Consider the following 23,193-nt stretch of genomic DNA (forward strand, 5'->3'; position numbering starts at 1 on the left):
TCTTGGTGATTATCGGTAGCGGCTGATCTCGGTTCGGATCAGGCAGCCGTCCTTAACGGCTCGATACCCTCGGCGGGCGGGAAGTCCGCCACGGCCTGCGGGTCGAAGGGGCCGATCTGCCAGAGCACTTCGCTCGGCGCGTCCCCATCGAAATGCTTCTCCTCGTCGAACAGGACCCGATTCTTGACGTCGGCTTCCAGCCTGTCGGCGAGCGCGGAGAACAATCCCTGGGAGGGCTTGTTCGAACGCGTGATGGTGGTGTGCAGCGAGGTGACCTCGTTGCAGACCGGGCGGCGCAGCAGATCCAGGATCATATGCTGGGCCAGACTGCGGCCGCGCGCCTTCTTGTCGACGGCGACCTGCCAGATGAACAGCGTGTCGTCCTGCTTGGGCAGGAGATAGCCGGAGACGAATCCGACGATCTCGCCATCCATCTCGGCCACCACGCAGGTGTCGTTGAAGTGAGAGCATTGCAAAAGGTTGCAGTAGACGGAGTTCTCGTCCAGCGGCTTGCAGCGCTCGATAAGCTCATTGACGGCGGTGCCGTCGTCCGCGCGCGGGGCGCGGAGAATGATGGGCTCTTCCTCGTTGGCGAAGTCGGAAGAACGCCCGGTGACGATGTCGGCCTGGAGTTTCATGCTTTCCCGATTTGGTTAATTACGTTCCGGTCGGCTCGCAGGAGGGAATGTAGTGGAAGCGACCTCAAATATCAAGGATGCGTCATAAAAAGCGCTGTAAGTCCCGGAAAACTGCGGTTCTCAGAGCGACATTTTTGTCGAATCGACGACAGCCTTGAGGGGCGCGTTCATAACAATTCCTCTGAGGAAACATTTATTAATCAACGCTTTAGCGTTCGTCTCCTCCTTGAGCCCCTGGGTTCGAGCCTCCTCTACGTGGGCCTTCGCGCCGCGATGTCAAACGAAGTCTCCTCAGAAAAGCCGTTCAGGCGCTCCAAAGGAGGCTGACCCGCCCGGTGAAAGCTGTGCTAGCGTTCGGCCCATGGCGGAGGAGCGCGATTCGGTCATCGTCGTCGGGGCGGGTATGGGCGGTCTGAGCGCCGCCGCCGATCTTGCGCGGCGGGGCGCGAAGGTGACGCTGCTCGAACGCATGGCCTATCCGGGCGGCAAGCTGCGTCAGGTCGAGGCCCGAGGCCTGGGCGTCGACGCCGGTCCCACCGTCTTCACCATGCGCTGGATCTTCGAGGGACTCTTCGAGGACTGCGGCCAGCGCCTCTCCGACGCCTTATCCCTGGAGCCCATGAGCCTGCTCGCCCGCCATGCCTGGCGGGCAGGCGGACGCCTCGACCTCTTCGCCGAGGAGGACCGCTCCGCCGAGGCCATCGCCGCCTTTGCGGGCGCGAAGGAGGCGGCGGGCTACCGGGCCTTCTGCGCCAGGGCGCGGGAGGTCTATCTGACGCTGCGAGACAGCTATATCGCCGCACAGCGCCCCTCTCCCTTGGACCTGACGCTGCGGGTGGGCGCCCATCGCCTGGGCGCACTCTGGCGTCTGCGGCCATTCGACAGGCTGATGCCCGCGCTGGGCGCGTATTTCGAGGACCCGCGTCTGCGCCAGCTCTTCGGGCGCTACGCCACCTATTGCGGCTCTTCGCCCTATCTGGCACCGGCCACGCTGATGCTGGTGGCGCACGTCGAGCAGGATGGGGTCTGGCGGGTCGAAGGCGGCATCCGCAAGGTCGCCGAGGCGCTCGCGGCCTTGGCCGTGAGTCAGGGCGCGGAACTCCGGTACGGGGCGTCGGTCGAACGCCTTCTGGTCGAAGGCGGTCGGGTGACGGGCGTTGAGCTGGCGGGCGGGGAGCGTCTGATAGCGGGCTCCGTGGTCTTCAACGGGGATGTCTCAGCGCTGGGCCAGGGCTTGCTGGGGGAGGAGCTGCGGCGGGCCGCGCCGGTGACGCCGCCGCCCGCGCGCTCCCTCTCCGCCGTGACTTGGTGCCTCAACACCAAGACCCGCGGCTTTCCGCTGGCCCATCACAACGTCTTCTTCGCCGAGGACTACGAGCGGGAGTTCGCGGAAATCTTCCAGCGCCGGGGCATTACCGACGCGCCGACGGTCTACCTCTGCGCCCAGGACCGCGGGGAGGGGCTGGCCGATCCCGGGGACGCGCCCGAACGCCTGCTTCTTCTGATCAACGCGCCCGCCGACGGTGACAGCGCGCCAATGGACGAGGCTCTGATGGCGGAGCTATGGGGGCGCACGGAACGCTTGCTTTCCCGCTGCGGCCTGGAGCTTGAGGGAGGCCCTGAGAGCGGCGTGGCCACGGGACCGGCGGGCTTCGATGCGCTTTTCCCCGGCACCGGCGGCGCGCTCTACGGGCGCGCCAATCACGGAGCCTTCGGATCCTTCCAGCGCCTGGGCGCGGCCTCTCGCCTGCCGGGTCTTTACCTGGCGGGCGGATCGGTTCATCCGGGTCCCGGCATCCCCATGGCGGCGATGTCCGGGCGCCTCGCCGCCGCGCGCATTTTCGAGGGGGCCTAGAGCGCTGATTTTTGGACGCGGGCCCTGGTGAATGCTGCTAGGCTTGCGGGCAACAGGCAGGTGGCCGGAGGAAACAAGCAAGGAATGCCCGACAGCCAGACCGAAGAGACCCCCAAGGCGGAGACCGGCGGGGGAGGAGCCCGCGCCATCGTGATCGGCGCAGGCTTCGGCGGTTTGGCCGCCGCCGTGCGCCTGGGCGCGCGGGGCTACCGCGTGACGCTGCTGGAGAAGCTGGATGCGCCGGGCGGGCGGGCCTACACCTTTCGCCAGGATGGCTTCACCTTTGACGCCGGGCCTACCATCATCACGGCCCCCTACCTCTTCGAGGACCTCTGGGCGCTCTGCGGCAAGAAGCTCGCCGACCATGTCGAGCTGCGCGCCATCGACCCCTTCTACAAGATCCGCTTCGACGACGGCATGGTGTTCAACTACAGCGGCAGCCAGGAGGCCATGCGGGCCGAGGTCGCCCGCTTCGCGCCCGAGGACGTCGCCGGGTTCGACCGCTTCATGGAGGTCAGCCGGGACATCTACGAGGTCGCCTTCGAGGAACTGGCCGACGTTCCCTTCCACAGCCTGGGCTTCACGCTGAAGTCCACGCCCGACCTGATCCGCCTGGGTGGGCACCGTTCGGTCTATTCCACGGTCTGCAAGTACTTCACCAATCCGCACTTGAGAGTGGTCTTTTCCTTCCATCCGCTCTTGATCGGCGGCAACCCGCTTTCGGCGACGGCCTACTACTGCCTGATCGCCCATCTGGAGCGAAAGCACGGCGTGCATTTCGCACTGGGCGGCACCGGCGCGCTGGTCAGGGGCCTCTGCGATCTGATCGAGGGGCAGGGCGGGCGGCTGCGATACGACTGCGAGGTGGAGCAGATCCTGTCCGAGGGCGGTCGCGCAACCGGTGTCCGGCTCAAGGGCGGAGAGACCCTGTCGGCCGATATCGTGGTGTCCAACGCCGACAGCGCCTGGACCTATCAGAAGCTCCTTTCCGAGCGGCCGCGCAAGCGCTGGAGCGACCGCAAGCTGGAGAGGCGGGATTTCTCCATGAGCCTCTTCGTCTGGTACTTCGGGACCAAGCGCCGCTACGAGGATGTCTATCACCACACCATGGTGCTGGGGCCGCGCTACGAGGAACTGCTGCGCGACATCTTCCAGCGCAAACGGCTGGCCGAGGACTTCTCGCTTTATCTGCACCGCCCAAGCGCCAGCGACCCCTCTTTGGCGCCCGAGGGCTGCGACGCCTTCTATGTATTGGCGCCCGTTCCCCATCTCGGCGCCGGGGTGGATTGGCGCGAGCGGGCGGAACCCTATCGCCAGGCGATCGAGAAGCGCCTGGAGGAGACGCTGCTGCCGGGGCTCTCCAAGGAGATCGTGACCTCGCGGCTGCTGACCCCGCTCGACTTTCAGGACCGGCTGCTCTCGGTCAAGGGTGCGGCCTTCGCGATTGAGCCCAAGCTCTTTCAGTCGGCCTGGTTCCGGCCGCACAACCGTTCGGAGGAGCTGGAGAACCTGTTCCTGGTCGGCGCCGGGACCCATCCGGGCGCGGGCGTTCCGGGGGTGCTGTCCTCTGCGCGCATCCTCGATGAGGTGGCGCCCGACCCGGCAGTTTTCTTGGCGCCTGGAGCCCATCGGTAAAGCTTTTTAACATTGAGAAATCCGAAGACCGGGATACCGTTCTGTCCGATAATGGACGGATCGACGAGTAGGGAGAGACGAAAATGCGGATGTTTGTAATCGAGAGGGACCTCCCGGCGGTCGGCAGCATGGAGCATCATGAGCTTCGCGAGGCCGCGCAGAAGTCCAATGAAGCGCTGAAGCAACTGGCCCCGAGGGTGCAGTGGCAGCACTCCTATGTCGCGGGCGACAAGACCTTCTGCGTCTATCTGGCCGAGGATGAAGGCGCGATCCAAGAGCACGCCGAACTCTCGGGCTTTCCGGCCACAAAGGTGACCGAGATCAAGCGCATGATAGACCCCACCACGGCCAAGAGCTGAGGCGGATTCTTTCAGTCGTCGAGGTCAGGAGGCGGGCGACGCCGGGCCGGCGGAGCCGGCGGCGCGCGCCCTGCGCGGGCGGGCGACCTGTCGGCGGTGATAGATGATCAGGGTCAGGCCGACGATCAGCGGCACCGACCAGAGCGCGGGCGTGAGCGCCGCTTCCGGCAGGAAGCGCACGGCCCCGAAGGCGAAGAAGGCGGTGTAGACCGAAATGCCCGCGCCGACCAGCGCCTTGATGTGTTCCAGAAGCCAGTCCTTCGCCCCCGGCTTCTGCTTCAGCAGGAACCAGAGGTTGGTTCCCACCGTCGCGAAGCCGACCAGCGAAATGGCCATCATCAGCGGTTGCCCGATCAGGTAACCCTGATAGAGGCAGTTGACCGAGGCCAGGGTCAGGACTCCCTGCAGGGCCATGTTCTTCCATTCGCGGTTGGCGGCGTGGTTCAGCTTGTTGCGGATCGCCAGCCAGCCGTACCAGGCGAGGTTGATGGTGAGGATCGCCAGATAGAGCATCATCCAGCCGAAGATGCCGCGGATGGTCACGGCGTCGCCGAAATCCGGATGGGCCATCAGATGCGGATGGGTTTCCACCGGGGCCAGGATGGTCGTGATCGAGATCAGGATCGCGAGGCTTCCCGTGGCCAGCATGGAATAGGTGAAGACCTTGCCGCCCAGGCGGTGCGCCTGTGCGCCCTTCTTGCCCAGCACCGGAACCCAGAAAGCCAAGAGGCCGACCGACCCGGTGATGATGTGGCCGGTGACGAAGAGATGGAATGCCGCCTCGAAAGTCATGGCCTTACTATCAGGCAAAAGTGTAAAGATGTATAGACACCTGCCGCCGTCATCTTCGCCAATGGACCGCCCTTAAGCCATGCACAGCCCGCCCCTGCAACGCCCGCTCCTGTACTGCCCGCCGCGACCCAAACCGCTTTCGCCGCTCGGCGGGTTGATCCGCACGGCGCTCTCAGGCGAGGGCAACCTCCTGAGCCTGCTGCCGGCGGCGGCTTACAAGATGCCGGTCGGCTACCTCGGTTATTCGCGCCGCTCGATCCTGATCATCAACGACCCGGCGGCGGCGCGTTCCATCATGACCGACCCCAGCGGCATCTATCCGAAGAACGACCTGATGGTCGGTGCGCTGGAGCCGCTGGTCGGCGATTCCATCTTCGTCTCCAGCGGGGAGACCTGGCAGCGCCAGCGCCGCATGATCGACCCGGCCTTCACCCTGATCCGCATCAACCGGGCCTTCGAGGCCATGCGCGCCGCCGTCGACGACTATGAAGACCACCTGGACGGCCTGGCCGAGAGTGGCGAGACCTTCTCGCTCGACCTGGCCATGAGCCACCTCACCGCCGACATCATCTGCCGCACGGTCTTCACCACGCCCTTGAAGTCGGAGACCGCCAAGGCCGTCTACGAGGACTTCGCGCTCTTCGAGCGCAGCGTCTCCCACGTCGAGCTGAAGCGGCTCATCTTCGACAAGCCCTGGTCCAAGGTGCCGCAGCATGAGGAGGTGCTGGCCGCCTGCCAGCGCATCCGCCAACACCTGGGCGAGCTGCTGGACAGCCATCTGGAAGAGGGCGGGCGAGACTACAACGACATCGCCTCGGCCATCATCACGGCGCGCGATCCCGAAAGCGGCGAGGCCTTCACCCGCGAGGAACTGATCGACCAGCTTGGCGTCTTCTTCCTGGCGGGGCACGAGACCACGGCCAGCGTGCTGACCTGGGTCTTCTTCATCGCCGCCACCCAGCCGGAGGTGCTGGCGCGTCTCCGCGCCGAGGTGGAGGAGGTGGTGGGCGCGGGCGAGGTGACCTTCGAGCACACCAAGAAGCTGGTCTATACCCGCAATGTCTTCCGGGAGACGCTTCGGCTCTATCCGCCCATCACCTTCATCCCGCGCGTTGCCGCCGAGGCCACGCAGATCGGGCGCTTCAAGGTGAAGAAGGGGGCCATGATCATGATCTCCCCCTGGACCATGCACCGCCACGAAGCCTATTGGGACAACCCCCACGCCTTCGACCCCGACCGCTTCAGCCCGGACCGGGAGAGTCGCATCACGCAAGCCGCCTACATCCCCTTCGGACAGGGGCCGCGGGTCTGCATCGGGGCGGCCTTCGCGACGGTGGAGAGCGCGTTGATCCTGGCGCGCCTGCTGCGGCGCTTCGATTTCGAGGTGCTGGAGCCTGAGAAGGTCCGCCCCGTCGCGCGCCTGACCACGCGCCCGGCCGAGCAGATACGCCTCAAGGTGCGCCGGGCTGCGGGGTAGGCACCGCGCCGCCGTCCGGCGGCTCCGTCCAGAGGATGTCGCGGGTCGCCGCTTCCCCGAAGGTCAGGCCCTGGAAGATCGAGGGCAGCAGGATCTCATAGGAGGTGAAGGTCATCAGCAGAAGCGGCAGGGGATCGTGCCAGGCCCAGGTGACGTCCCTGGACCCCAAGAGCTGGCGCAGCTTTGCGCGAAAATCCTTGCCGGTGAATAGCGCCGCCTGCGTCTCCGTCAGGCAGGGCAGGACCTGTTGCAGCCGGGTCTCCTTCCGGAAGGGCACAGGGGTCCGCGCGCCCGGATCGATCACCGCCTGGGCCAGCGCGCGCGGCTCCAGGAAATGGATGCCGCTGGTGACCCTGGGGTTGCACTCGATCGCCTGACAGGGGCCGCCCTCGGGCTCGATGAAGTCAAAGGAGATGAAGCCGGAATAGCCGCTCTTCTCCAAGAAGCGGTCGATCCAGGAAAGCGCGGTCTCGGGTTCTTCGGCCCGCCGGAAGGCGACCGCGACGCTGCCGGAAAAGACCGTTCCCTCATAGACCACCGTCGCCCGCGCCTTGCCGTTCTCGGCCAGGGTGAAGCTGGAGAGGTGGCGTCCCTCCAGCTTTGCCTGAACCACCGTGGGCGGGAGGCTGCCGGGCGTAGGCAGGGCCTCTCCCCGTTGCAGGAACTTCAAGCCGCTTCCCGAACAGCTATGGACCTGTTTCAGGACCGTGGCGCTCCGCCCCGCCAGGTCCGCGGCCTCGGGCCTGCCCAGCAGATGGGTCTCCGGCGCCGGCAGCCCATAGTCCCCCGCCAGCCGGATGAAGCGCAGCTTGTCGTGCAGTGCCAGAAGCCGCTCCAGGGGTTCTGAGAAGAGCCGCACGCCCGGCGGCAACTGAGGAGCCGCAGCCACGACATGCAGCGCCTCCTCGGAGACCGGCACCACGAGGCTGACGCCCTCGCTCCGGATCGCTTCGAGGAGCGCGCGGCGATAGCCCGCCGGGTCTTGAACGGGCGAGGGCAGCCGGATGCACTTATCGACGCTGCGCGAGACACGGGCGAGGTGCCACCTGAAGGGCTCCGCGATCACCACGCGCCATCCGGCTTCCGCGAAGCCGCGCGCGAGGTCGAGCGCCTTGGGTAGGCGCCCCAGGGTCAGAAGGACGGTCGGGGCCATGGGGGCCGCTCCTGTCTAGTCCGGGGCGCGGGCCGCCCCGGCGATCAGAGCTCGCTCTTGGAATGCAGCTGGCGCGAGGAGAAGCCGGGACGCGCGGCGGGGCGGGCCCGGATCTCCCGGTTGATCGCGCCGCGCCGTTTTTCCTGCGGCGCGGGCTCGCGGCAGCCGCCCGGACAGCTTACCTGACGGCGTTGCTCGCCGGGCTGGAAAAGATCGCCGCAGGTCTGGCAGGCGCGCAGCGGCAGCTTGTTCTGTAGGGCGTCGAGCAGGGCCAGCCAATGGGCGACTTCCGGATCGTCGCTGGTCGCGACGAAGTAGGGCATGAAGGACCAGGCGTCCAGAAGGCTCACCACGCGGCGGTCGTGCTCCAGAAGATTGATGCGCCGGCACAGCAGCATCCACATCTCAACGTACTCCGCGCCTTCGGCGTCGGCCATCCCGCCCTCGCGCAGGTCCAGGGGTCCCGCGTAGTGGTGGAGGCCTTCGGCGTCGGACTCGCTCTCCCAAAAAGTGGCGACGATGGCCTTGCGTTCCGCATGGCCCTCTCCTTCGCCTTTTCGCTCCAAGATGCTGCTGTTCTGTTCCATGGTTCCACCGCAGTCGCTAGAGACAACTGTCCTTTTTAGTGGACACTACAAAGTTGACACATAGCCTATCCCGCCGCTTGACCTCTCTGCAAGCGAGATAGAGGATTTCCAGGCAGGTGGAGCTTTAATTATCTGAAATATCACATAATATAGCGCCGTGAGAGGACATCTTCGTGATCTCTTAAGATGCAGGTCGGGCTGAATTCGGTGGGAAAAGTGTCTCAAAAAATAGACACTCTCTCACGAAGCAGGATTTGCATCCGTCAAGGAAAGAGCACAGACTCTGGCGCGCGACAGGCAAGATCAAGACACAGGAACACCCGCATGAAGCAGCCCTTTCCCTTCACCGCGATCGTCGGCCAGGACGACCTGAAACTCTCGCTTCTGGTGGCGGCGGTGGACCCGTCGGTGGGCGGGGTGCTCGCCTTTGGGGATCGCGGCACCGGCAAGTCGACGACGGTGCGCGCGCTGGCGGCCCTGCTGCCCTCCATGAAGGTGGTCAAGGGCTGCCGCTTCAACTGCGACCCGGAGGCCGGCAAGGCGCTCTGCGAGGACTGCCGTGCCAAGGAGAAGGCCGGAACCCTGAAGACCCAGAGCGTTCCCGTCCCGGTCGTCGATCTGCCGCTGGGCACCACGGAGGACCGCATCGTCGGCGCGCTCGACATCGAACGCGCGCTGCTGCATGGCGAGAAGCACTTCGAGCCGGGGCTTCTGGCGCGCGCCCACCGCGGCTTTCTCTACATCGACGAAGCCAACTTGCTTGAAGACCATCTGGTCGACCTGCTGCTGGACGTCGCCGCCTCGGGCGAGAACGTGGTGGAGCGGGAAGGGCTCAGCCTGCGCCATGCCGCGCGGCTGGTCCTGATCGGCAGCGGCAATCCGGAGGAGGGAGAGCTGCGCCCGCAGCTGCTCGATCGCTTCGGACTCTCGGTCGAGGTGCGCACGCCCGACGACCTGAAGACCCGCATCGAGATCGTGCGCCGCCGGGACGCCTATGAGCGCGACCCCGACGCCTTCCTGGCCAAGTGGAAGCGCAAGCAGGGCCAGCAGCGCAGCGCCCTGGTCAAGGCGCGTGAGCGCCTGGGCTCGATCACGGTCTCCGACAAGGTGATGGAGGCCTGCGCACGGCTCTGCATCGCGGTGGGCAGCGACGGCCTGCGCGGCGAGCTGACCCTGATCCGCGCGGGACGCGCTCTCGCCGCGCTGGAAGGCGCCAAGAGCGTGACCAAGGAGCATCTGAAACGCCTCGCGCCCTTGGCGCTGAGCCACCGGCTGCGGCGCGATCCCCTGGACGACAGCGGCTCCTCCGTCCGGATCGAGCGCGCCGTGGCGGAGACCCTTTAGAGTCATGCAGAGTAGGGCAAGATGACGGCCGCAACGGCCCCTGTGGCCGAGCCCCCTCAACAACAGGACCGCGGCCCCGCCTGGGCGGACGCCCAGCTCGCCGCCGCGTTGCTGGCGGTCGATCCCCTGGGGCTTGGCGGGGCGGTGCTGCGCGCGGGTCCAGGCCCGATGCGCGACGCCTGGCTTGACCACATGAAAGCGCTTTTGCCGGCGGGCGCGCCCCTGCGGCGTGTCCCGGCGGGGATTGAGGACGAACGGCTGTTCGGCGGGCTCGACCTCGCGGCGACGCTGAAGGCCGGAAGGCCGCTCGCCAGCCGGGGCGTGCTGGCCGAGAGCGACGGCGGCCTCGTGATCCTCGCCATGGCCGAGCGCCTGGGGGCGGAGACGGCGGGGCGCATCGCCCAGGTTCTGGACCGGGGCGCGGTCGAAATGGAGCGCGAGGGCTTCCGGCTGGAAGCGCCGGCCCGCTTCGCCGTGGTCGCGCTCGACGAAGGCGCTGCGAAGGAGGAGGCGGCGCCCGAAGGCCTGAAGGACCGCCTCGCCTTCCACCTCGACCTCAACGGCTTTTCGCTGCGCGATCTTCAAGACAATGGCATGACCTCCGGGGCCGTGGCCGAGGCGCGCGCGCATCTTGCCGCCTGCCCGCCCGAAGGCTTCGAAGGGGAGGCCGAGGCGCTGGAGGCGCTCTGCGGCGGGGCGCTCGCAATCGGGATCGACTCGCTGCGTGCGCCGCTCCTGGCCTTGCGCACCGCGCGGGCCGCCGCCGCACTGGCGGGTGAGCGCCGGATCGGACAGGAGGATCTGGCCTTGGCCGCGCGGCTGGTGCTCGCGCCGCGCGCCCGCTTCCTGCCGGCGCCGCCCGATCAGCAGGAAGAGGAGCCGCAGCCCGAGGAACCCGAGGATAAGGAGCCTCAAGAGCCCGAGAACGAGCAGGATCAGGGCGACATGAAACTGGAGGACCTGGTGGTCGAGGCGGCGATCGCCTCCCTGCCCAGCCAGTTGCTGCGCGAACTGGCGGCCCTCGGCGAGCGCCGCCGCTCCGCGCCCGCCGGGCGCAGCGGGGCAAAGCGGCGCAGCACCCAGCGGGGCCGCCCGCTGGGACCCAGACCGGGTGAACCGAAGGGCGGCCAGAGGCTCGATCTTCTGGCGACCCTGCGCAGCGCCGCGCCCTGGCAGTCCGCGCGCCGCCGCGAACGCGAGCGGGCAGGCGGAGAGGCCGCCCAGGTGATCCAGGTGCGGCGCGAAGACTTTCGTATCAAGCGGCGTCAGGCGACGAGCCGCACCACGACGCTGCTGGTCGTGGACGCTTCCGGCTCATCGGCCCTGCAACGGCTGGCCGAGGTGAAGGGCGCGGCTGAGATCCTGCTTCAGGAGAGCTACGTGCGGCGCGATCAGGTGGCGCTGATCGCTTTCCGGGGGGAGGCCGCCGAACTGCTCTTGCCGCCGACCCGCTCCCTTGCCCGCGCGCGCCGCGAGCTTTCAAGCCTGCCGGGCGGCGGGCCGACCCCGCTGGCCTCGGCCATCCTTTCCGGGGCACAGCTTGGGGAGAGTTTGCTGGCGCGTGGAGAGACGCCCTTCCTGGTGCTGCTGACCGATGGGCGGGGCAACATCGCGCTCGACGGCACGGCGGATCGCGCCAAGGCGCGCGAGGACGCGCTGGGCGCCGCCCGGCGTTTCCGGGGAGCGGGCCTCAAGGGCGTTCTGATCGACAGCGGCAGACGGCCCGAACCCAAGGCCGCGGAACTGGCCGAGGCCATGGGCGCGCGGTACCTGCACCTGCCGCGCGCCGACGCGGGCGCGCTCAGCCGGGAAGCACGCGCGGCGGCCGACGCCGCAAAACGCAGCCAGCCCGCGGGACGGGGGGCTTGATCATGGCCGCCGACGCCAGCCAGGAACGGCGTCAGCGCCGCCGCATGGCGGAGTTGCCCGCGGACTGGCCAAACCGGGAATTCAGCCACTTCCTCAACCTCGATGGCATCCGCTGGCACTATCAGCGCCTGGGGCAGGGGCCCAAACTGCTGCTGATCCACGGCACCGCGGCCTCCACCCATTCCTGGCGCAAGCTGGCCTCGATCCTCTCGAAGGACTTCGAGGTCTTGATGCCGGACCTGCCGGGGCAGGGCTTCACGCTGCGCCAGAGCCACTTCCGGCCCAGCCTGGACAACATGGCCAACGCGCTCTTTCGCTTTACCGAGCATCTGGATTACCGGCCCCGGCTGACCGTCGGCCATTCGGCGGGCGCGGCCATCGCCATCGAGATGGTGCTGAAGCAGGGCTTCAAGACCGAGGGTCTGGTGAGCGTTAACGGCGCGCTGCTGCCCTTCCACGGGTCGGCGGGGCGGCTCTTTCCGGCACTCGCCAAGATGCTTTTCCTCAACCCCTTCGTGCCCCGGCTCTATGCCTGGAGCGCGGGCGACCGGCGGCGGGTCAAGCGGCTGCTGGAGGCTTCCGGCTCCAAGATCGACGAGGAGGGATTGGACCTCTACATCCGGCTGCTGCGCGAGCATCGCCACGTCTCCGCCGCGCTCGCCATGATGGCGCATTGGAACCTGGAAGGGCTGAGGGCCTCGCTCAAGAAGCTCGAAACCCCGCTGCTTTTGATCGTGGGCGACAACGACAAGGCGATCGCTCCCGAACAGGCCGACACGGTCGCCGCCAGCGCCAAGGCGGCGCGGGTGGCCCATCTCCCTGGCCTCGGCCACTTGGCGCACGAGGAAGCGCCGGAGGCGGTGGCCGACCTTATCGCGGGCTTTGCCCAGGAGCTTGCGCAAGGCACGGGCCAAGGCTCTTGCCGCGCTTCGGCCAACGAGACTAGTGTAACGTGATGTTGACAGAGAGCCCGTCATCCCCGCGCAACGCCCCTCTGCCGCTCGACCGAGGCGACCTCGCGGTCTGCCGGGAGATCATCCGCAAGGGGTCCCGTTCCTTCCACGCCGCCTCTTTGCTGCTGCCGGCCTCGGTGCGCGATCCCTCGATCGTGCTCTATGCCTTTTGCCGTCTTTCCGACGACGCCGTGGATCAGGAAGGCGGCGGACGCCTGGCCGTGAAGGAGCTACGCGCCCGTCTGGCGCGGGCCTACGCCGGGACGCCCGACGACACGCCGGTGGAGCGGAGCTTTTCCGTGCTGGTCGCCAACCACCTGCTGCCGCGCGCGCTGCCCGAGGCTCTGCTCGAAGGATTGGAGTGGGACGCCGAGGGACGGCGCTTCCAGACTCTCTCGGACCTGCGCGCCTATGGCGTCAGGGTCGCGGGCGCGGTCGGCGCGATGATGTGCGTCATCATGGGGCGCCGCGCGCCGGACGTCCTGGCCCGCGCCATCGACCTGGGTGTGGCCATGCAAATGACCAACATCGCCCGCGATGTCGGCGAGGATGCGCGCAACGGGCGTCTCTATCTGCCCCTGGACTGGTTCGAGGAAGCCGGAATGGATCACGAGGCCTGGCTCGCCGAGCCGGTCTTCGACGCGCGCATCAAGGCGATGGTCGAACGCCTGCTGGACGAGGCGGAAGCGCTCTACGAGCTGGCGCTGCCCGGCATCGCGGCGCTGCCCGTGCTCTGCCGCCCCGGCATCCACGCCGCGCGGCGCATCTATGCCGAGATCGGCGCGGTCCTGAGCGGGCTTGGGCTCAACAGCCTGGAGCAGCGGGCGATCGTCACCGACCGGCGCAAGCTCGGACTGATCGTGCGCTCCCTGGGTCACAGCCTCTCGGTCTCCGACGGCTGGGGCGGCGAGGCGCTGGTGGAAGGCCGCTATCTGATCGAGGCGGTCGAACAGGCGCCCGAGCTGCCGCCCAACCTCTGGCGGGAGGCCTGGTGGGACGTGGACGCCAAGGCCGAGCGCGTGGTCGACCTGCTGAGCCGCCTGGAACAGCGCGACCGCTCCCGCCTCAAGGCCGGCGCCTATCAGGCGGGCGAGCAGCCCGCCGGCGAGTAAGGCACTTCCCTTTTCCGGGCACGCGCCCTAGGTGATACCTCATGGATTTGACCAGCTACCTAGCTCTCTTCGGCTTTATCGGCGCTTGCACCCTCGTCGCCATGAGCGGCGCGGTGTTCCGGCCCGGTCAGTGGTACGAGGAACTGGACAAGCCGGACTGGCGGCCGCCCAACTGGCTGTTCGGGCCAGCCTGGTCCGTGCTCTACGCCATGATCGCGGTCTCCGGCTGGTTTGTCTGGCTGGAGGTCGGCTTCAGCGGCGCCGTTCTGGCCTTCTGCGTCTACGGCGTTCAGCTCCTGCTCAACGCCGCCTGGTCGGGCGTCTTCTTCGGCCTGCGGCGGCCCGACCTGGCCTTCGCCGAGCTGCTGCTGCTCTGGTGTTCCATCCTGGCCAACATCCTGGTCTTCTTCCCGATTGACGCAGCCGCCGGCTGGTTGCTGGTGCCCTATCTGGCCTGGGTCAGCTTTGCGGGCCTGCTCAACTACTCGATTTGGCGGCGCAACGGCTCCAAGCCGCTTCGCGCGGCCTGAACGCGGCGGGTGCGGCCATGTCCTCGGGCTGGATCATCTTCTTTGAAATCTCTCTGGTGCTGGGCCTCTGCCTCTTCTTCGGCATCCAGCAGATCCGCGAGATGAACCGTCTGGAGCGGGAGCGTGAGGCGAAGAAGGCCGCGGCCCGGACCGGAGCCCAGAACAGCGAAGAGACCTGAAGCTCCTCAAGCCCGCCGGGGCATCCGGAAGGGCAGCATCAGCTTCACCAAGGGATTGGCAAAGCGCGTCAGCGCCAGGCTCTCGTGCGTGCCATGCACGGCCTCGCCCCCCAAGACCGACTCCAGCTCGGAGCGGGCGTAGAAGGGCGCGTCCAGCAAGGTACGGCGGACACGCGTGCGCGCCGGGTCTTCAGAACGGGTGCGTCTCGGCACCCGCCAGAGGGTCGCGGGCAGCGGCGCTTCCGGCGGCGGCTCAAAGGGCTCTATCCCCCCTTTGCGGTCGAAGGCGAGCGCGAGCGAACGGGTGGCTCCGCTCCCGTCTCCGTCCCCAAGTTCCCAGGTGTCGTAGAGCACATAGTCGCGGCCGGCCCCGGCCCCGCGCGACCAGTCCCACCGGCTGAAGCTTTGCTCCAGCATCAGGGAGCCCCAGTTGCAGTCCATGTAACCCCAGCCCTGCCAGGTGAGCGCGGGCTTCTCGAAATGCGCCTCGATCCGGACGCGCGGGGCGATGGGCCACCAGCCGTGCTTTCCTGCGCGGTCGATGGTGAAGCGCTGCTCGTAGAGCGCCTCGGGAACGACCCGGAGTTTGCCGCGCACAGGCGTCATGCGCGGAAAGGCCAGTTCGTCTATATCCGCAGTCAGCGCCGAGCCGTCCCAGGTGAGGCTGCTGGGGCCCAGCGCAAAGCGCCGGGGCTCGCGGTTGAGCGCGGCGCTGCCCCGCTCGGTCATGGTCCAGCGGGCCGAGCGCGGGCTGTAGAGCGCCAGATTGACGGCGCAGTGCGCCTCGGCGTCGCGCCGTCCGCTCCAGGCGTAGTAGGGCGAAAAGACGCTGCCGACGAAGGCGATGAGGGAGAGCGCCTCGCGCCCGTCGTCGCTGATGGCGTCTAGGTACCACCAGGCATAGCCGCCGGGCGGCACGGGCCGCGCGAAACCCAAATCCTCCAGAGCCGGATCATCCGCCATGACGCCCCATCCACTCTCCCGGTCCGGGGCCGGGGCGCAACGGTTTTGTTGCGCGCCGGCCATGGTCATGTCTATAGTAGTTGACACATAGTGCTGTCTTCGACAAGTGACAGCAACCGCAGTATGCGAGGCCGGATATGGACATTGTGCAGCGAATCGACCGAGCCTTGGACGGGGCCCTGAACAAGGCCGCGGGGCCGGGTGCGCCGCCCAAGCTGGCCGAGGCCATGCGTTACTCGGTCTTTCCCGGCGGGGCGCGTGTGCGCCCACGCCTCTGCCTCGCCATCGCGGCGGCCTGCGGCGACGACCGGCCGGCGGTTTCCGACGCGGCGGGCGCGGCCATCGAACTGCTGCACTGCGCCTCCCTGGTTCACGACGACCTTCCTTGTTTCGACGCCGCGGATCTGCGGCGCGGCAAGCCGACGGTCCATAAGCTCTTCAGCGAGCCGCTGGCCGTGCTGGCTGGCGATGCCCTTATCGTACTGGCTTTCGAGACCCTGGCCAGAGCGGCGAGCGACGCGGGCGAGCGTCTGCCGCTGCTGATGCTGGCGGTGGGCCGCGCGGTCGGCATGCCGGGCGGCATCGCGGCAGGCCAAGCCTGGGAGAGTGAGGAGGAGATCGACCTCTCCAGCTATCACCGGGCGAAAACAGGTTCGCTCTTCATTGCGGCCACCACCTGCGGCGCGGTCGCCGCGGGGCGGGACCCGGGCCCCTGGGTGGCCCTGGGCGCGCAACTGGGCGAGGCCTATCAGATCGCCGACGACATCCTGGACGCGGTCGCCGGAGAGGAAGACGACACCGGCAAACCCTGCGGGCAGGACGCCGCCAACGGCCGGCCCAACGCGGTCAATCAGGCCGGGCTTCAAGGCGCGATCGGGCAGTTGGAAGCCCATGTCCGCGCCGCAGCGGATTCGGTGCCGGACTGCCGGGGAGCCGAGATGCTCCGCGCCCTGGTGATGAACGAGGCCAAGCGCCTGGTGCCCAAGAACGCCGCCGTGCGCGCGGCCTGATCGGCGCGGCGCGCGCCCGAATCCGGCGCGCCGGGCCTGACAAGAAGATGCCCAAGTTCCCGACCTTGCCTGACGGCTTTTACCGCTGGCGCGACCGGCTGCTGACCGACCCGGACTTTCAGCGCCGGGCGGCGGCGAACCCCTTTACCCGCTTCATCGCCAGGCGCCGCGCGCGCGCGCTCTTCAACCTCTGCGCCGGTTTCATCTACAGCCAGGTGGTTTCAGCGGCGGTGCGTCTCGGCCTGCTGGAAAAGCTGGCCGAAGGCCCCATGACCCTGGAAGACCTGGAGAAGAGCCTCGACCTGGGGCCGGACGCGACGCAGCGCCTGCTGGAGTCGGCGGTGGCCCTGGACCTGGCCGCGCATAGGCGTGGCGGGCGTTACGGCTTGGGCGAACTGGGCGCGGCGCTGCTGGGCAACCAGGGGATCAAGGAGATGGTCGCCCACCACGCCATGCTCTACAGCGATCTCAGCGACCCGGTCGGCCTGCTGCGCGGTGAACGCAAGGAGGCGGAGACCCGCCTGGGCGACTTCTGGCCCTATGCGCGTACTGAGGATCCGGCGGCCCTTCCGCCCGAGAGACTGGCCGACTACAGCCAACTCATGGCCGCCAGCCAAGGCTTCATCGCCGATCAGGTGCTGAGCGCCTATCCGCTCTCTGGGCATCGCCGTCTGCTCGATGTGGGCGGCGGAAAAGGGGCCTTCCTGACGGCGGCGGGAAAGCGCTTTCCCGGCCTGGAGCTCTGGCTCTTCGACCTGCCCCCGGTTGCCGCCTGGGGCGAAGAGGCCTTGCGCGAAGCCGGCTTTGCCGATCGCTCGAAGACCTTCGGCGGCAGCTTCATGAGCGATTCGCTGCCCGAGGGCGCCGATGTCATCTCTCTGGTCCGGATCCTGCACGACCATGACGACGAGGTGGTGCGCGCGCTCCTGAAGAAAGTGCGCGCCGCGCTGCCGGACGATGGCCGCTTGCTGGTCGCCGAGCCCATGAGCGACGTCGGCGGGACGGAGGCGGTGAGCGCCGCCTACTTCAACTTCTACCTGCTGGCCATGGGGACCGGACGCCCGCGCCGCCGCGCGGAGATCGAGTCGCTTCTGCGCGAGGCGGGCTTCACCCGGTTCGAGTCCCCGGCGACGGCCATGCCGGAGCTGGTCCAACTGCTGGTCGCACGCCCTTGATCGGGTGGGGCGGGCGCTGCTCCGGCGGGCCAATGTCCACATCAGATTACATTAGCGAGTGTTAACTCTGCTTGACACTCTATGCAGTCAAGTTAGACTGACATCCGTGGGAGTAGATAACTCAATGCGGACCAACGCAGTCGTCATAGAAGCGCCCAAGCGCCTGTCCCTAAGCACCGTTGAACTCACCGGCGCCGAAGAGACCGATATCCTCGTCGATGTTGCCTGGAGTGGCATCAGCGGCGGCACGGAAAGGCTGCTGTGGTCGGGCACCATGCCTGCCTTCCCCGGCATGGGTTACCCCCTGATTCCCGGATACGAAGCTGTCGGCGAGGTTCTACAGGCGGGCGAGAAGTCCGGCCTGGAGCCCGGCGACAAGGTTTTCGTGCCGGGCGCACGCTGTTTTACCGATGCGCGCAGCCTCTTCGGCGGGCAGGCCAAGCGCCTGGTCACCCACGGCGCGCGCGCCTTGAAGCTGCAGGCGGACGCAGGCTCGGAGGCGGTGCTGATGGCGCTGGCCGCGACCGCGCGCCATGCACTGCGCGATCCGCAGACCTCCGACGGACCGGTCCTGCCCGACCTGATCGTGGGGCACGGCGTCCTGGGCCGTCTCCTGGCGCGCATCGCCGTCGCCGAGGGCGGCAGCCCGCTGGTCTGGGAGACCAACGCCAAGCGCCGTGACGGCGCCGAGGGTTACCAGGTGATCGATCCCCAGGACGACGACCGTCGCGACTACACCCGCATCATGGACGCCAGCGGCGATCCCGCGGTGCTCGACCAGATCATTCAGCGCCTGGGTTATGGCGGCGAAGTGGTGCTGGCCGGTTTCTACGCCCATTCGCTTTCCTTCGCCTTTCCCGCCGCCTTCATGCGCGAGGCGCGCCTGCGCATCGCCGCGGAGTGGAAGCCGAAGGACCTGGAGGCCGTGGGTGCGCTCGTCGCCTCCGGCGCCCTTTCTCTCACGGGTTTGATTTCTCACTTCAGCGACGCATCCGATGCCGAAGAGGCCTACCGCGCCGCTGCCGAGGACCGTGATTGCCTCAAAATGACTCTGGACTGGAGGTCCATCACATGACCGACTCAGGCACGAACGCGAATGGCGGCGGGGCCTGGAGCGGCCTTTCCCAGCTCGTCGAAGAGGCCAAGATCGACTCCGATCCCGCCGTGGGCGGCGAGGTGACCAAGGAAACCCAGGTCATCGCCATCTACGGCAAGGGCGGGATCGGCAAGTCCTTCACCCTGGCGAACCTCTCTTACATGATGGCCCAGCAGGGCAAGAAGGTGCTGCTGATCGGTTGCGATCCCAAGAGCGACACCACTTCCCTGCTGTTCTACGGCCGCTCCTGCCCGACCATCATCGAGACCTCGACCAAGAAGAAGCTGGCCGGTGAAGAGGTCGAGATCGGCGACGTCTGCTTCAAGCGCGACGGCGTCTACGCCATGGAGCTGGGCGGCCCGGAAGTGGGCCGCGGCTGCGGTGGGCGCGGCATCATCCACGGCTTCGAGCTTCTGGAAAAGCTGGGCTTCCACGACTGGGACTTCGACTACGTGCTGCTCGATTTCCTGGGCGATGTGGTCTGCGGCGGCTTCGGCCTGCCGATCGCCCGCGACATGTGCCAGAAGGTCATCGTCGTCGGCTCGAACGACCTGCAATCCCTCTACGTGGCGAACAACGTCTGCTCGGCGGTGGAGTACTTCCGCAAGCTGGGCGGCAACGTCGGCGTGGCCGGTATGGTGATCAACAAGGATGACGGCACCGGCGAGGCCGCGGCCTTCGCAAAGGCGGTCGAAATTCCGGTGCTGGCCGCGATCCCGGCGCACGACGAGATCCGCAAGAAGAGCGCAAATTACGAGATCATCGGCAAGCCGGGCGGACGCTGGGCCTCCATGTTCGAGGACCTGGCGAGCAACGTGGCGGAGGCCCCGCCCTTGCAGCCCGCACCGCTCGACCACGACGGTCTGCTGGCGCTGTTCGACGGCGACGACGTCGGGGCGGGTGTCGAACTCATCCCGGCGACGGCTCAGGACATGTGCGGCTCCAAGTCCGTGGAGCGTCCGTCCCTCGAAGTGATCTACGACGAAGTCTGATTGGCGGTATTTGATGACCGAACGCAGCAGCAACCCGCGCCCTGACGCGCTCGCCGGCCCGGAAGAGGGCAACGAGGTGGTCTATGACTCCTCGGGCGAGGTCGCGCTGGACAACGCTGCCGAGGACACGGGCGGCTCGGCCCCAGCCGAGGCCCAGGCGGCTCCGCAGGCCAAGGAAGGCGACGTCGGCTGCCATGCCGGCAAGGAGACCCTTCGCAAGGCGGCGGCCGAGGCCGGCAACAGCGAACTGCTCGAACAGTTCGCCGAGGACTACCCGCTCGGCCCGCACGACAAGCCGCAGTCCATGTGCCCGGCCTTCGGGTCCTTGCGCGTCGGCCTGCGCATGCGGCGCACGGCGACCGTGCTTTCGGGCTCGGCCTGCTGCGTCTACGGGCTCACCTTCACCTCGCACTTCTATGGCGCGCGCCGCTCGGTCGGCTACGTGCCCTTCAACTCTGAGACCCTGGTCACCGGCAAGCTCTACGAGGACATCCGCGAGGCGGTCGAGAAGATCGCCGATCCGGAGCGTTACGACGCCGTGGTGGTGACGAACCTCTGCGTGCCGACCGCCTCGGGCGTGCCGCTCCAGATGCTGCCCAAGGAGATCAACGGCGTACGCATCGTCGGGATCGACGTGCCGGGTTTCGGCGTGCCGACCCATGCCGAGGCCAAGGACGTCCTGGCCGCCGCCATGCTGAAGTACGCCCGCAGCGAGGCCGAAGCCGGTCCCGTCCAGGCGCCGGAAGGCGGCGCGGCGGAGCTGCCGACCGTCACCCTGGTGGGCGAGATATTCCCCGCCGACCCGGTCACGATATCGGCGCTGCTGGCCCCCATGGGACTGGCCGCCGGGCCGGTGGTGCCGACCCGCGAATGGCGCGAGCTCTATGCTGCGCTGGACTGCGCCGCCGTCGCCGGCATCCATCCCTTCTACACCGCCAGTTTCCGCGAGTTCGAGGGCGCCGGACGCAAGGTCGTGGGTTCGGCCCCGGTCGGTGTCGAGGGCACGGAGGCCTGGCTGCAGAAGATCGGTGAGGCCAGCGGCATTTCCGCCAAGCGGATCGCCCAGGCGAAGAATGCCGCCCTGCCCGCGATTAAGGCCGCCCTGGCGGGCGCCGCCAGCAAGGGCCGCATCACGCTTTCCGGCTACGAGGGTTCCGAATTGATCGTCGCCCGCCTGCTGGTCGAATCGGGCCTGGACGTACGCTATGTCGGTACGGCCTGTCCGCGTACGCCCTTCTCGGCGGACGACCGGGAGTGGCTAGAGGCCAAGGGCGTCACGGTCAACTTCCGCGCCTCGCTCGAAGAGGACCTGGCGGCCATGGAGGAGTTCAAGCCCGACCTCGCCATCGGCACCACGCCGGTGGTTCAGAAGGCCAAGCAGAACGCCATTCCGGGGCTCTACTTCACCAACCTCATCTCCGCGCGGCCCTTGATGGGGCCCGCCGGTGCCGCCTCGCTCACCCAGGTGGTGAATGCGGCCATCGGCAATCAGGCGCGCTTCGACAGCATGAAGGCCTTCTTCGAGGGCGTGGGCACCGGCGACACGGCCGGCGTCTGGGAGAAGAAGCCCGAGCCCCGCAAGAAGGCGGCCCCCTCCGCGAAGCCCGCGGGCAAGGCCAAGGCCCCCGATACCTTGAAGGATGCCGTCGGATGTTGATCCAGGATCACGATCGCGCGGGCGGCTACTGGGGTGCCGTATACGCCTTCACCGGGGTGAAGGGCCTGCAGGTCATCATCGACGGCCCGGTGGGCTGCGAGAACCTGCCGGTCACCTCTGTCCTGCACTACACCGACGCCCTGCCGCCGCACGAACTGCCGATCGTGGTCACCGGCCTGGGCGAGGAAGAACTCAGCCAGACCGGTACCGAGGGCGCCATGAAGCGGGCGCACGCAGCGCTGGACCCGGATCAGCCGAGCGTGGTGGTCACCGGTTCCATCGCCGAGATGATCGGCGGCGGCGTGACGCCGGAGGGAACCGGCATCAAGCGTTTCCTGCCGCGCACCATCGACGAGGACCAGTGGCAGAGCGCCGACCGCGCGCTTTCCTGGCTCTGGAAGGAGTTCGGGGCGAAGAACGGCAAGCTGCCCAAGGCCAAGGCCCGCAAGGATGGCGACAAGCCCAAGGTCAACATCATCGGCCCCATGTACGGCACCTTCAACATGCCCTCCGACCTGGCGGAGATCCGCCGGCTGATCGAAGGCATCGGCGCGGAGGTCAACCTGGTCTTCCCGCTGGGCTGCGACGTTCAGGAAATCCGCCGTCTGGTGGACGCCGAGGTCAACGTCTGCCTCTACCGGGAGTTCGGGCGGGCGCTCTGCGAGACCCTGGAGAAGCCCTACCTGCAAGCGCCGATCGGCCTGGAGAGCACGACCAGGTTCCTGCGCACGCTGGGCGAACTGCTGGGTCTGGACCCGGAACCCTTCATCGAGAACGAGAAGCACACCACGATCAAGCCGATCTGGGATCTCTGGCGCTCGGTCACGCAGGACTTTTTCGCCACGGCGAACTTCGGGATCGTGGCGCACGAGACCTATACCCGGGGGGTCAGGAACTTCCTGGAGAGCGATCTGGGGCTGCCCTGCAGCTTCGCCTTCGTCCGCTCGGCCGGCAAGAAGACCGACAACGACGCGGTGCGCGAGGCGGTCCATAGCAAGCCGCCCCTGGTGCTCTTCGGCAGCTACAACGAGCGCATGTACATGGCCGAGATCGGCGCGCGGGGCGTCTACATCCCCGCCTCCTTCCCCGGCACGGTCATTCGCCGCCACACCGGCACGCCCTTCATGGGCTACGCCGGCGCCACCTACATCGTCCAGGAGGTCTGCAACGCCCTCTTCGACGCGCTGTTCCACATCCTGCCGCTGGGCACGACCCTTGATCAGGTCGAGACCACGCCCGCGCGCCCGCGCCGCTCCATGCCCTGGAGCGCGAAGGCGACGGTTGCACTGGAAGAGCGCATCGAGGGCTTTCCCGTCCTGGTGCGCATCTCCGCCGCCAAGCGCCTGCGCGACGCGGCGGAACGTTCGGCCAAGGCGGCCGGACGCCACGAAGTCGATCTGGGGGACCTGGAGTCCGCCGGCGGCAAGGTCACCGAGGAGGTCTTGGCATGAGCGGTATCGGTGCTCACCCGTTCCTCGGCGCGACCGGGCAACCATCTGGGAGGGATCAGATGAACGCAGACATGAGCTACGGCGCCGAGATGGCGCGGGTCCGCAAGGAGGAGCGCAGCTCCTACAAGCGGGTCTGGTTCTTCGTGTTTTGCATCTTCCTCTTCGTGAGCGCCTTCGCGCGGTTCTTGCCGCGCGCCTGGCGCCCATCGGAATTCGGACAGAACGGCCGTTCCGTGTTCGCCGACGCACGCGTCGCAGCGGACCAGACGGTTCCGTACATTTTCATGGCCTGACGGTCATGACCAGAACCGCCCGGATGGTCCGGGCGACCCAGCTCCCGAAGCGGCCGCGGCCGCGGAGGGGGTC

Annotated in this window: 22 protein-coding genes; 17 read left to right on the plus strand and 5 right to left on the minus strand. The window is 67.7% G+C overall.

Going from position 1 to position 23,193, the window contains the following annotated elements:
• Window positions 1-38: 38 nt before the first annotated feature.
• Entirely contained in the window at window positions 39-638 is a 600-nt protein-coding gene (gene ectA / locus P8X75_04185) for a diaminobutyrate acetyltransferase (GenBank protein ID MEJ1994400.1), read from the minus strand.
• A gap of 361 nt (window positions 639-999) precedes the next feature.
• Between ectA and crtI the strand changes: the two genes are divergently transcribed.
• From crtI to P8X75_04200, 3 genes are all read left to right on the plus strand, one after another.
• On the plus strand, window positions 1,000-2,493 hold the full coding sequence (gene crtI / locus P8X75_04190; GenBank protein ID MEJ1994401.1) for a phytoene desaturase family protein: 1,494 nt from the start codon (window positions 1,000-1,002) through the stop codon (window positions 2,491-2,493).
• An 84-nt stretch (window positions 2,494-2,577) separates the two neighbouring features.
• Complete coding sequence (locus P8X75_04195; GenBank protein MEJ1994402.1) at window positions 2,578-4,128, plus strand: phytoene desaturase; 1,551 nt, start codon at window positions 2,578-2,580, stop codon at window positions 4,126-4,128.
• A gap of 83 nt (window positions 4,129-4,211) precedes the next feature.
• A complete protein-coding gene (locus tag P8X75_04200; GenBank protein MEJ1994403.1) occupies window positions 4,212-4,487 on the plus strand; it encodes a DUF4242 domain-containing protein in 276 nt (91 codons plus the stop codon).
• A 24-nt stretch (window positions 4,488-4,511) separates the two neighbouring features.
• Here the strand turns inward: P8X75_04200 and P8X75_04205 are convergent, their stop codons facing one another.
• Window positions 4,512-5,279 carry a hypothetical protein gene (locus P8X75_04205; protein MEJ1994404.1) on the minus strand — a complete coding sequence of 256 codons (768 nt, stop codon included), beginning with the start codon at window positions 5,277-5,279 and terminating at the stop codon, window positions 4,512-4,514.
• 79 nt (window positions 5,280-5,358) lie between these two features.
• Here P8X75_04205 and P8X75_04210 point away from each other — a divergent pair, with 79 nt between their 5' ends.
• Window positions 5,359-6,756: a cytochrome P450 gene (locus P8X75_04210; protein MEJ1994405.1), complete on the plus strand. Its 1,398-nt coding sequence runs from the start codon at window positions 5,359-5,361 to the stop codon at window positions 6,754-6,756.
• Here the strand turns inward: P8X75_04210 and P8X75_04215 are convergent.
• Together P8X75_04215 and P8X75_04220 are read right to left on the minus strand one after the other, a co-directional pair.
• On the minus strand, window positions 6,731-7,909 hold the full coding sequence (locus tag P8X75_04215; protein MEJ1994406.1) for an ATP-grasp domain-containing protein: 1,179 nt from the start codon (window positions 7,907-7,909) through the stop codon (window positions 6,731-6,733). The two genes, P8X75_04210 and P8X75_04215, sit on opposite strands and share 26 nt — an antisense overlap.
• A gap of 44 nt (window positions 7,910-7,953) precedes the next feature.
• Complete coding sequence (locus P8X75_04220) at window positions 7,954-8,496, minus strand: hypothetical protein (GenBank protein MEJ1994407.1); 543 nt, start codon at window positions 8,494-8,496, stop codon at window positions 7,954-7,956.
• Between the two features lie 324 nt (window positions 8,497-8,820).
• Here P8X75_04220 and bchI point away from each other — a divergent pair, with 324 nt between their 5' ends.
• Genes bchI through P8X75_04250 form a run of 6 tightly spaced genes read left to right on the plus strand, consistent with a single transcriptional unit; the run spans window position 8,821 to window position 14,483 of the window.
• Window positions 8,821-9,840, plus strand: coding sequence for a magnesium chelatase ATPase subunit I (gene bchI / locus P8X75_04225; GenBank protein ID MEJ1994408.1), 1,020 nt, complete (start codon window positions 8,821-8,823; stop codon window positions 9,838-9,840).
• A gap of 21 nt (window positions 9,841-9,861) precedes the next feature.
• Window positions 9,862-11,709 (plus strand): magnesium chelatase subunit D, encoded by a 1,848-nt coding sequence (locus tag P8X75_04230; protein MEJ1994409.1) that lies wholly within the window; start codon window positions 9,862-9,864, stop codon window positions 11,707-11,709.
• A 2-nt stretch (window positions 11,710-11,711) separates the two neighbouring features.
• Window positions 11,712-12,665 carry an alpha/beta fold hydrolase gene (locus P8X75_04235; GenBank protein MEJ1994410.1) on the plus strand — a complete coding sequence of 318 codons (954 nt, stop codon included), beginning with the start codon at window positions 11,712-11,714 and terminating at the stop codon, window positions 12,663-12,665.
• Window positions 12,665-13,774, plus strand: a complete 1,110-nt coding sequence (locus P8X75_04240) for a phytoene/squalene synthase family protein (GenBank protein MEJ1994411.1) — start codon at window positions 12,665-12,667, stop codon at window positions 13,772-13,774. The genes P8X75_04235 and P8X75_04240 overlap by 1 nt, the downstream gene beginning before the upstream one ends.
• 41 nt (window positions 13,775-13,815) lie before the next feature.
• Window positions 13,816-14,304, plus strand: coding sequence for a tryptophan-rich sensory protein (locus tag P8X75_04245; protein MEJ1994412.1), 489 nt, complete (start codon window positions 13,816-13,818; stop codon window positions 14,302-14,304).
• Window positions 14,305-14,321: 17 nt separating this feature from the next.
• A complete protein-coding gene (locus tag P8X75_04250) occupies window positions 14,322-14,483 on the plus strand; it encodes a hypothetical protein (GenBank protein ID MEJ1994413.1) in 162 nt (53 codons plus the stop codon).
• A gap of 6 nt (window positions 14,484-14,489) precedes the next feature.
• Here the strand turns inward: P8X75_04250 and P8X75_04255 are convergent, their stop codons facing one another.
• Window positions 14,490-15,446: a carotenoid 1,2-hydratase gene (locus P8X75_04255; GenBank protein MEJ1994414.1), complete on the minus strand. Its 957-nt coding sequence runs from the start codon at window positions 15,444-15,446 to the stop codon at window positions 14,490-14,492.
• A gap of 137 nt (window positions 15,447-15,583) precedes the next feature.
• Between P8X75_04255 and P8X75_04260 the strand changes: the two genes are divergently transcribed.
• From P8X75_04260 to P8X75_04290, 7 genes are all read left to right on the plus strand, one after another.
• A complete protein-coding gene (locus P8X75_04260) occupies window positions 15,584-16,456 on the plus strand; it encodes a polyprenyl synthetase family protein (GenBank protein MEJ1994415.1) in 873 nt (290 codons plus the stop codon).
• A 47-nt stretch (window positions 16,457-16,503) separates the two neighbouring features.
• Window positions 16,504-17,631 (plus strand): methyltransferase, encoded by a 1,128-nt coding sequence (locus P8X75_04265; protein ID MEJ1994416.1) that lies wholly within the window; start codon window positions 16,504-16,506, stop codon window positions 17,629-17,631.
• Window positions 17,632-17,755: 124 nt separating this feature from the next.
• Complete coding sequence (bchC, locus tag P8X75_04270) at window positions 17,756-18,706, plus strand: chlorophyll synthesis pathway protein BchC (protein ID MEJ1994417.1); 951 nt, start codon at window positions 17,756-17,758, stop codon at window positions 18,704-18,706.
• Entirely contained in the window at window positions 18,703-19,719 is a 1,017-nt protein-coding gene (locus P8X75_04275; protein ID MEJ1994418.1) for a chlorophyllide a reductase iron protein subunit X, read from the plus strand. The genes bchC and P8X75_04275 overlap by 4 nt, the downstream gene beginning before the upstream one ends.
• A gap of 13 nt (window positions 19,720-19,732) precedes the next feature.
• Complete coding sequence (bchY, locus tag P8X75_04280; protein ID MEJ1994419.1) at window positions 19,733-21,376, plus strand: chlorophyllide a reductase subunit Y; 1,644 nt, start codon at window positions 19,733-19,735, stop codon at window positions 21,374-21,376.
• Entirely contained in the window at window positions 21,370-22,827 is a 1,458-nt protein-coding gene (gene bchZ, locus P8X75_04285) for a chlorophyllide a reductase subunit Z (GenBank protein MEJ1994420.1), read from the plus strand. Before bchY ends, bchZ begins: the two co-directional genes overlap by 7 nt.
• On the plus strand, window positions 22,824-23,120 hold the full coding sequence (locus P8X75_04290; GenBank protein ID MEJ1994421.1) for a hypothetical protein: 297 nt from the start codon (window positions 22,824-22,826) through the stop codon (window positions 23,118-23,120). Before bchZ ends, P8X75_04290 begins: the two co-directional genes overlap by 4 nt.
• Window positions 23,121-23,193: the final 73 nt, after the last annotated feature.

Source organism: Limibacillus sp., from assembly GCA_037379885.1.
Classification (GTDB): domain Bacteria; phylum Pseudomonadota; class Alphaproteobacteria; order Kiloniellales; family CECT-8803; genus JARRJC01.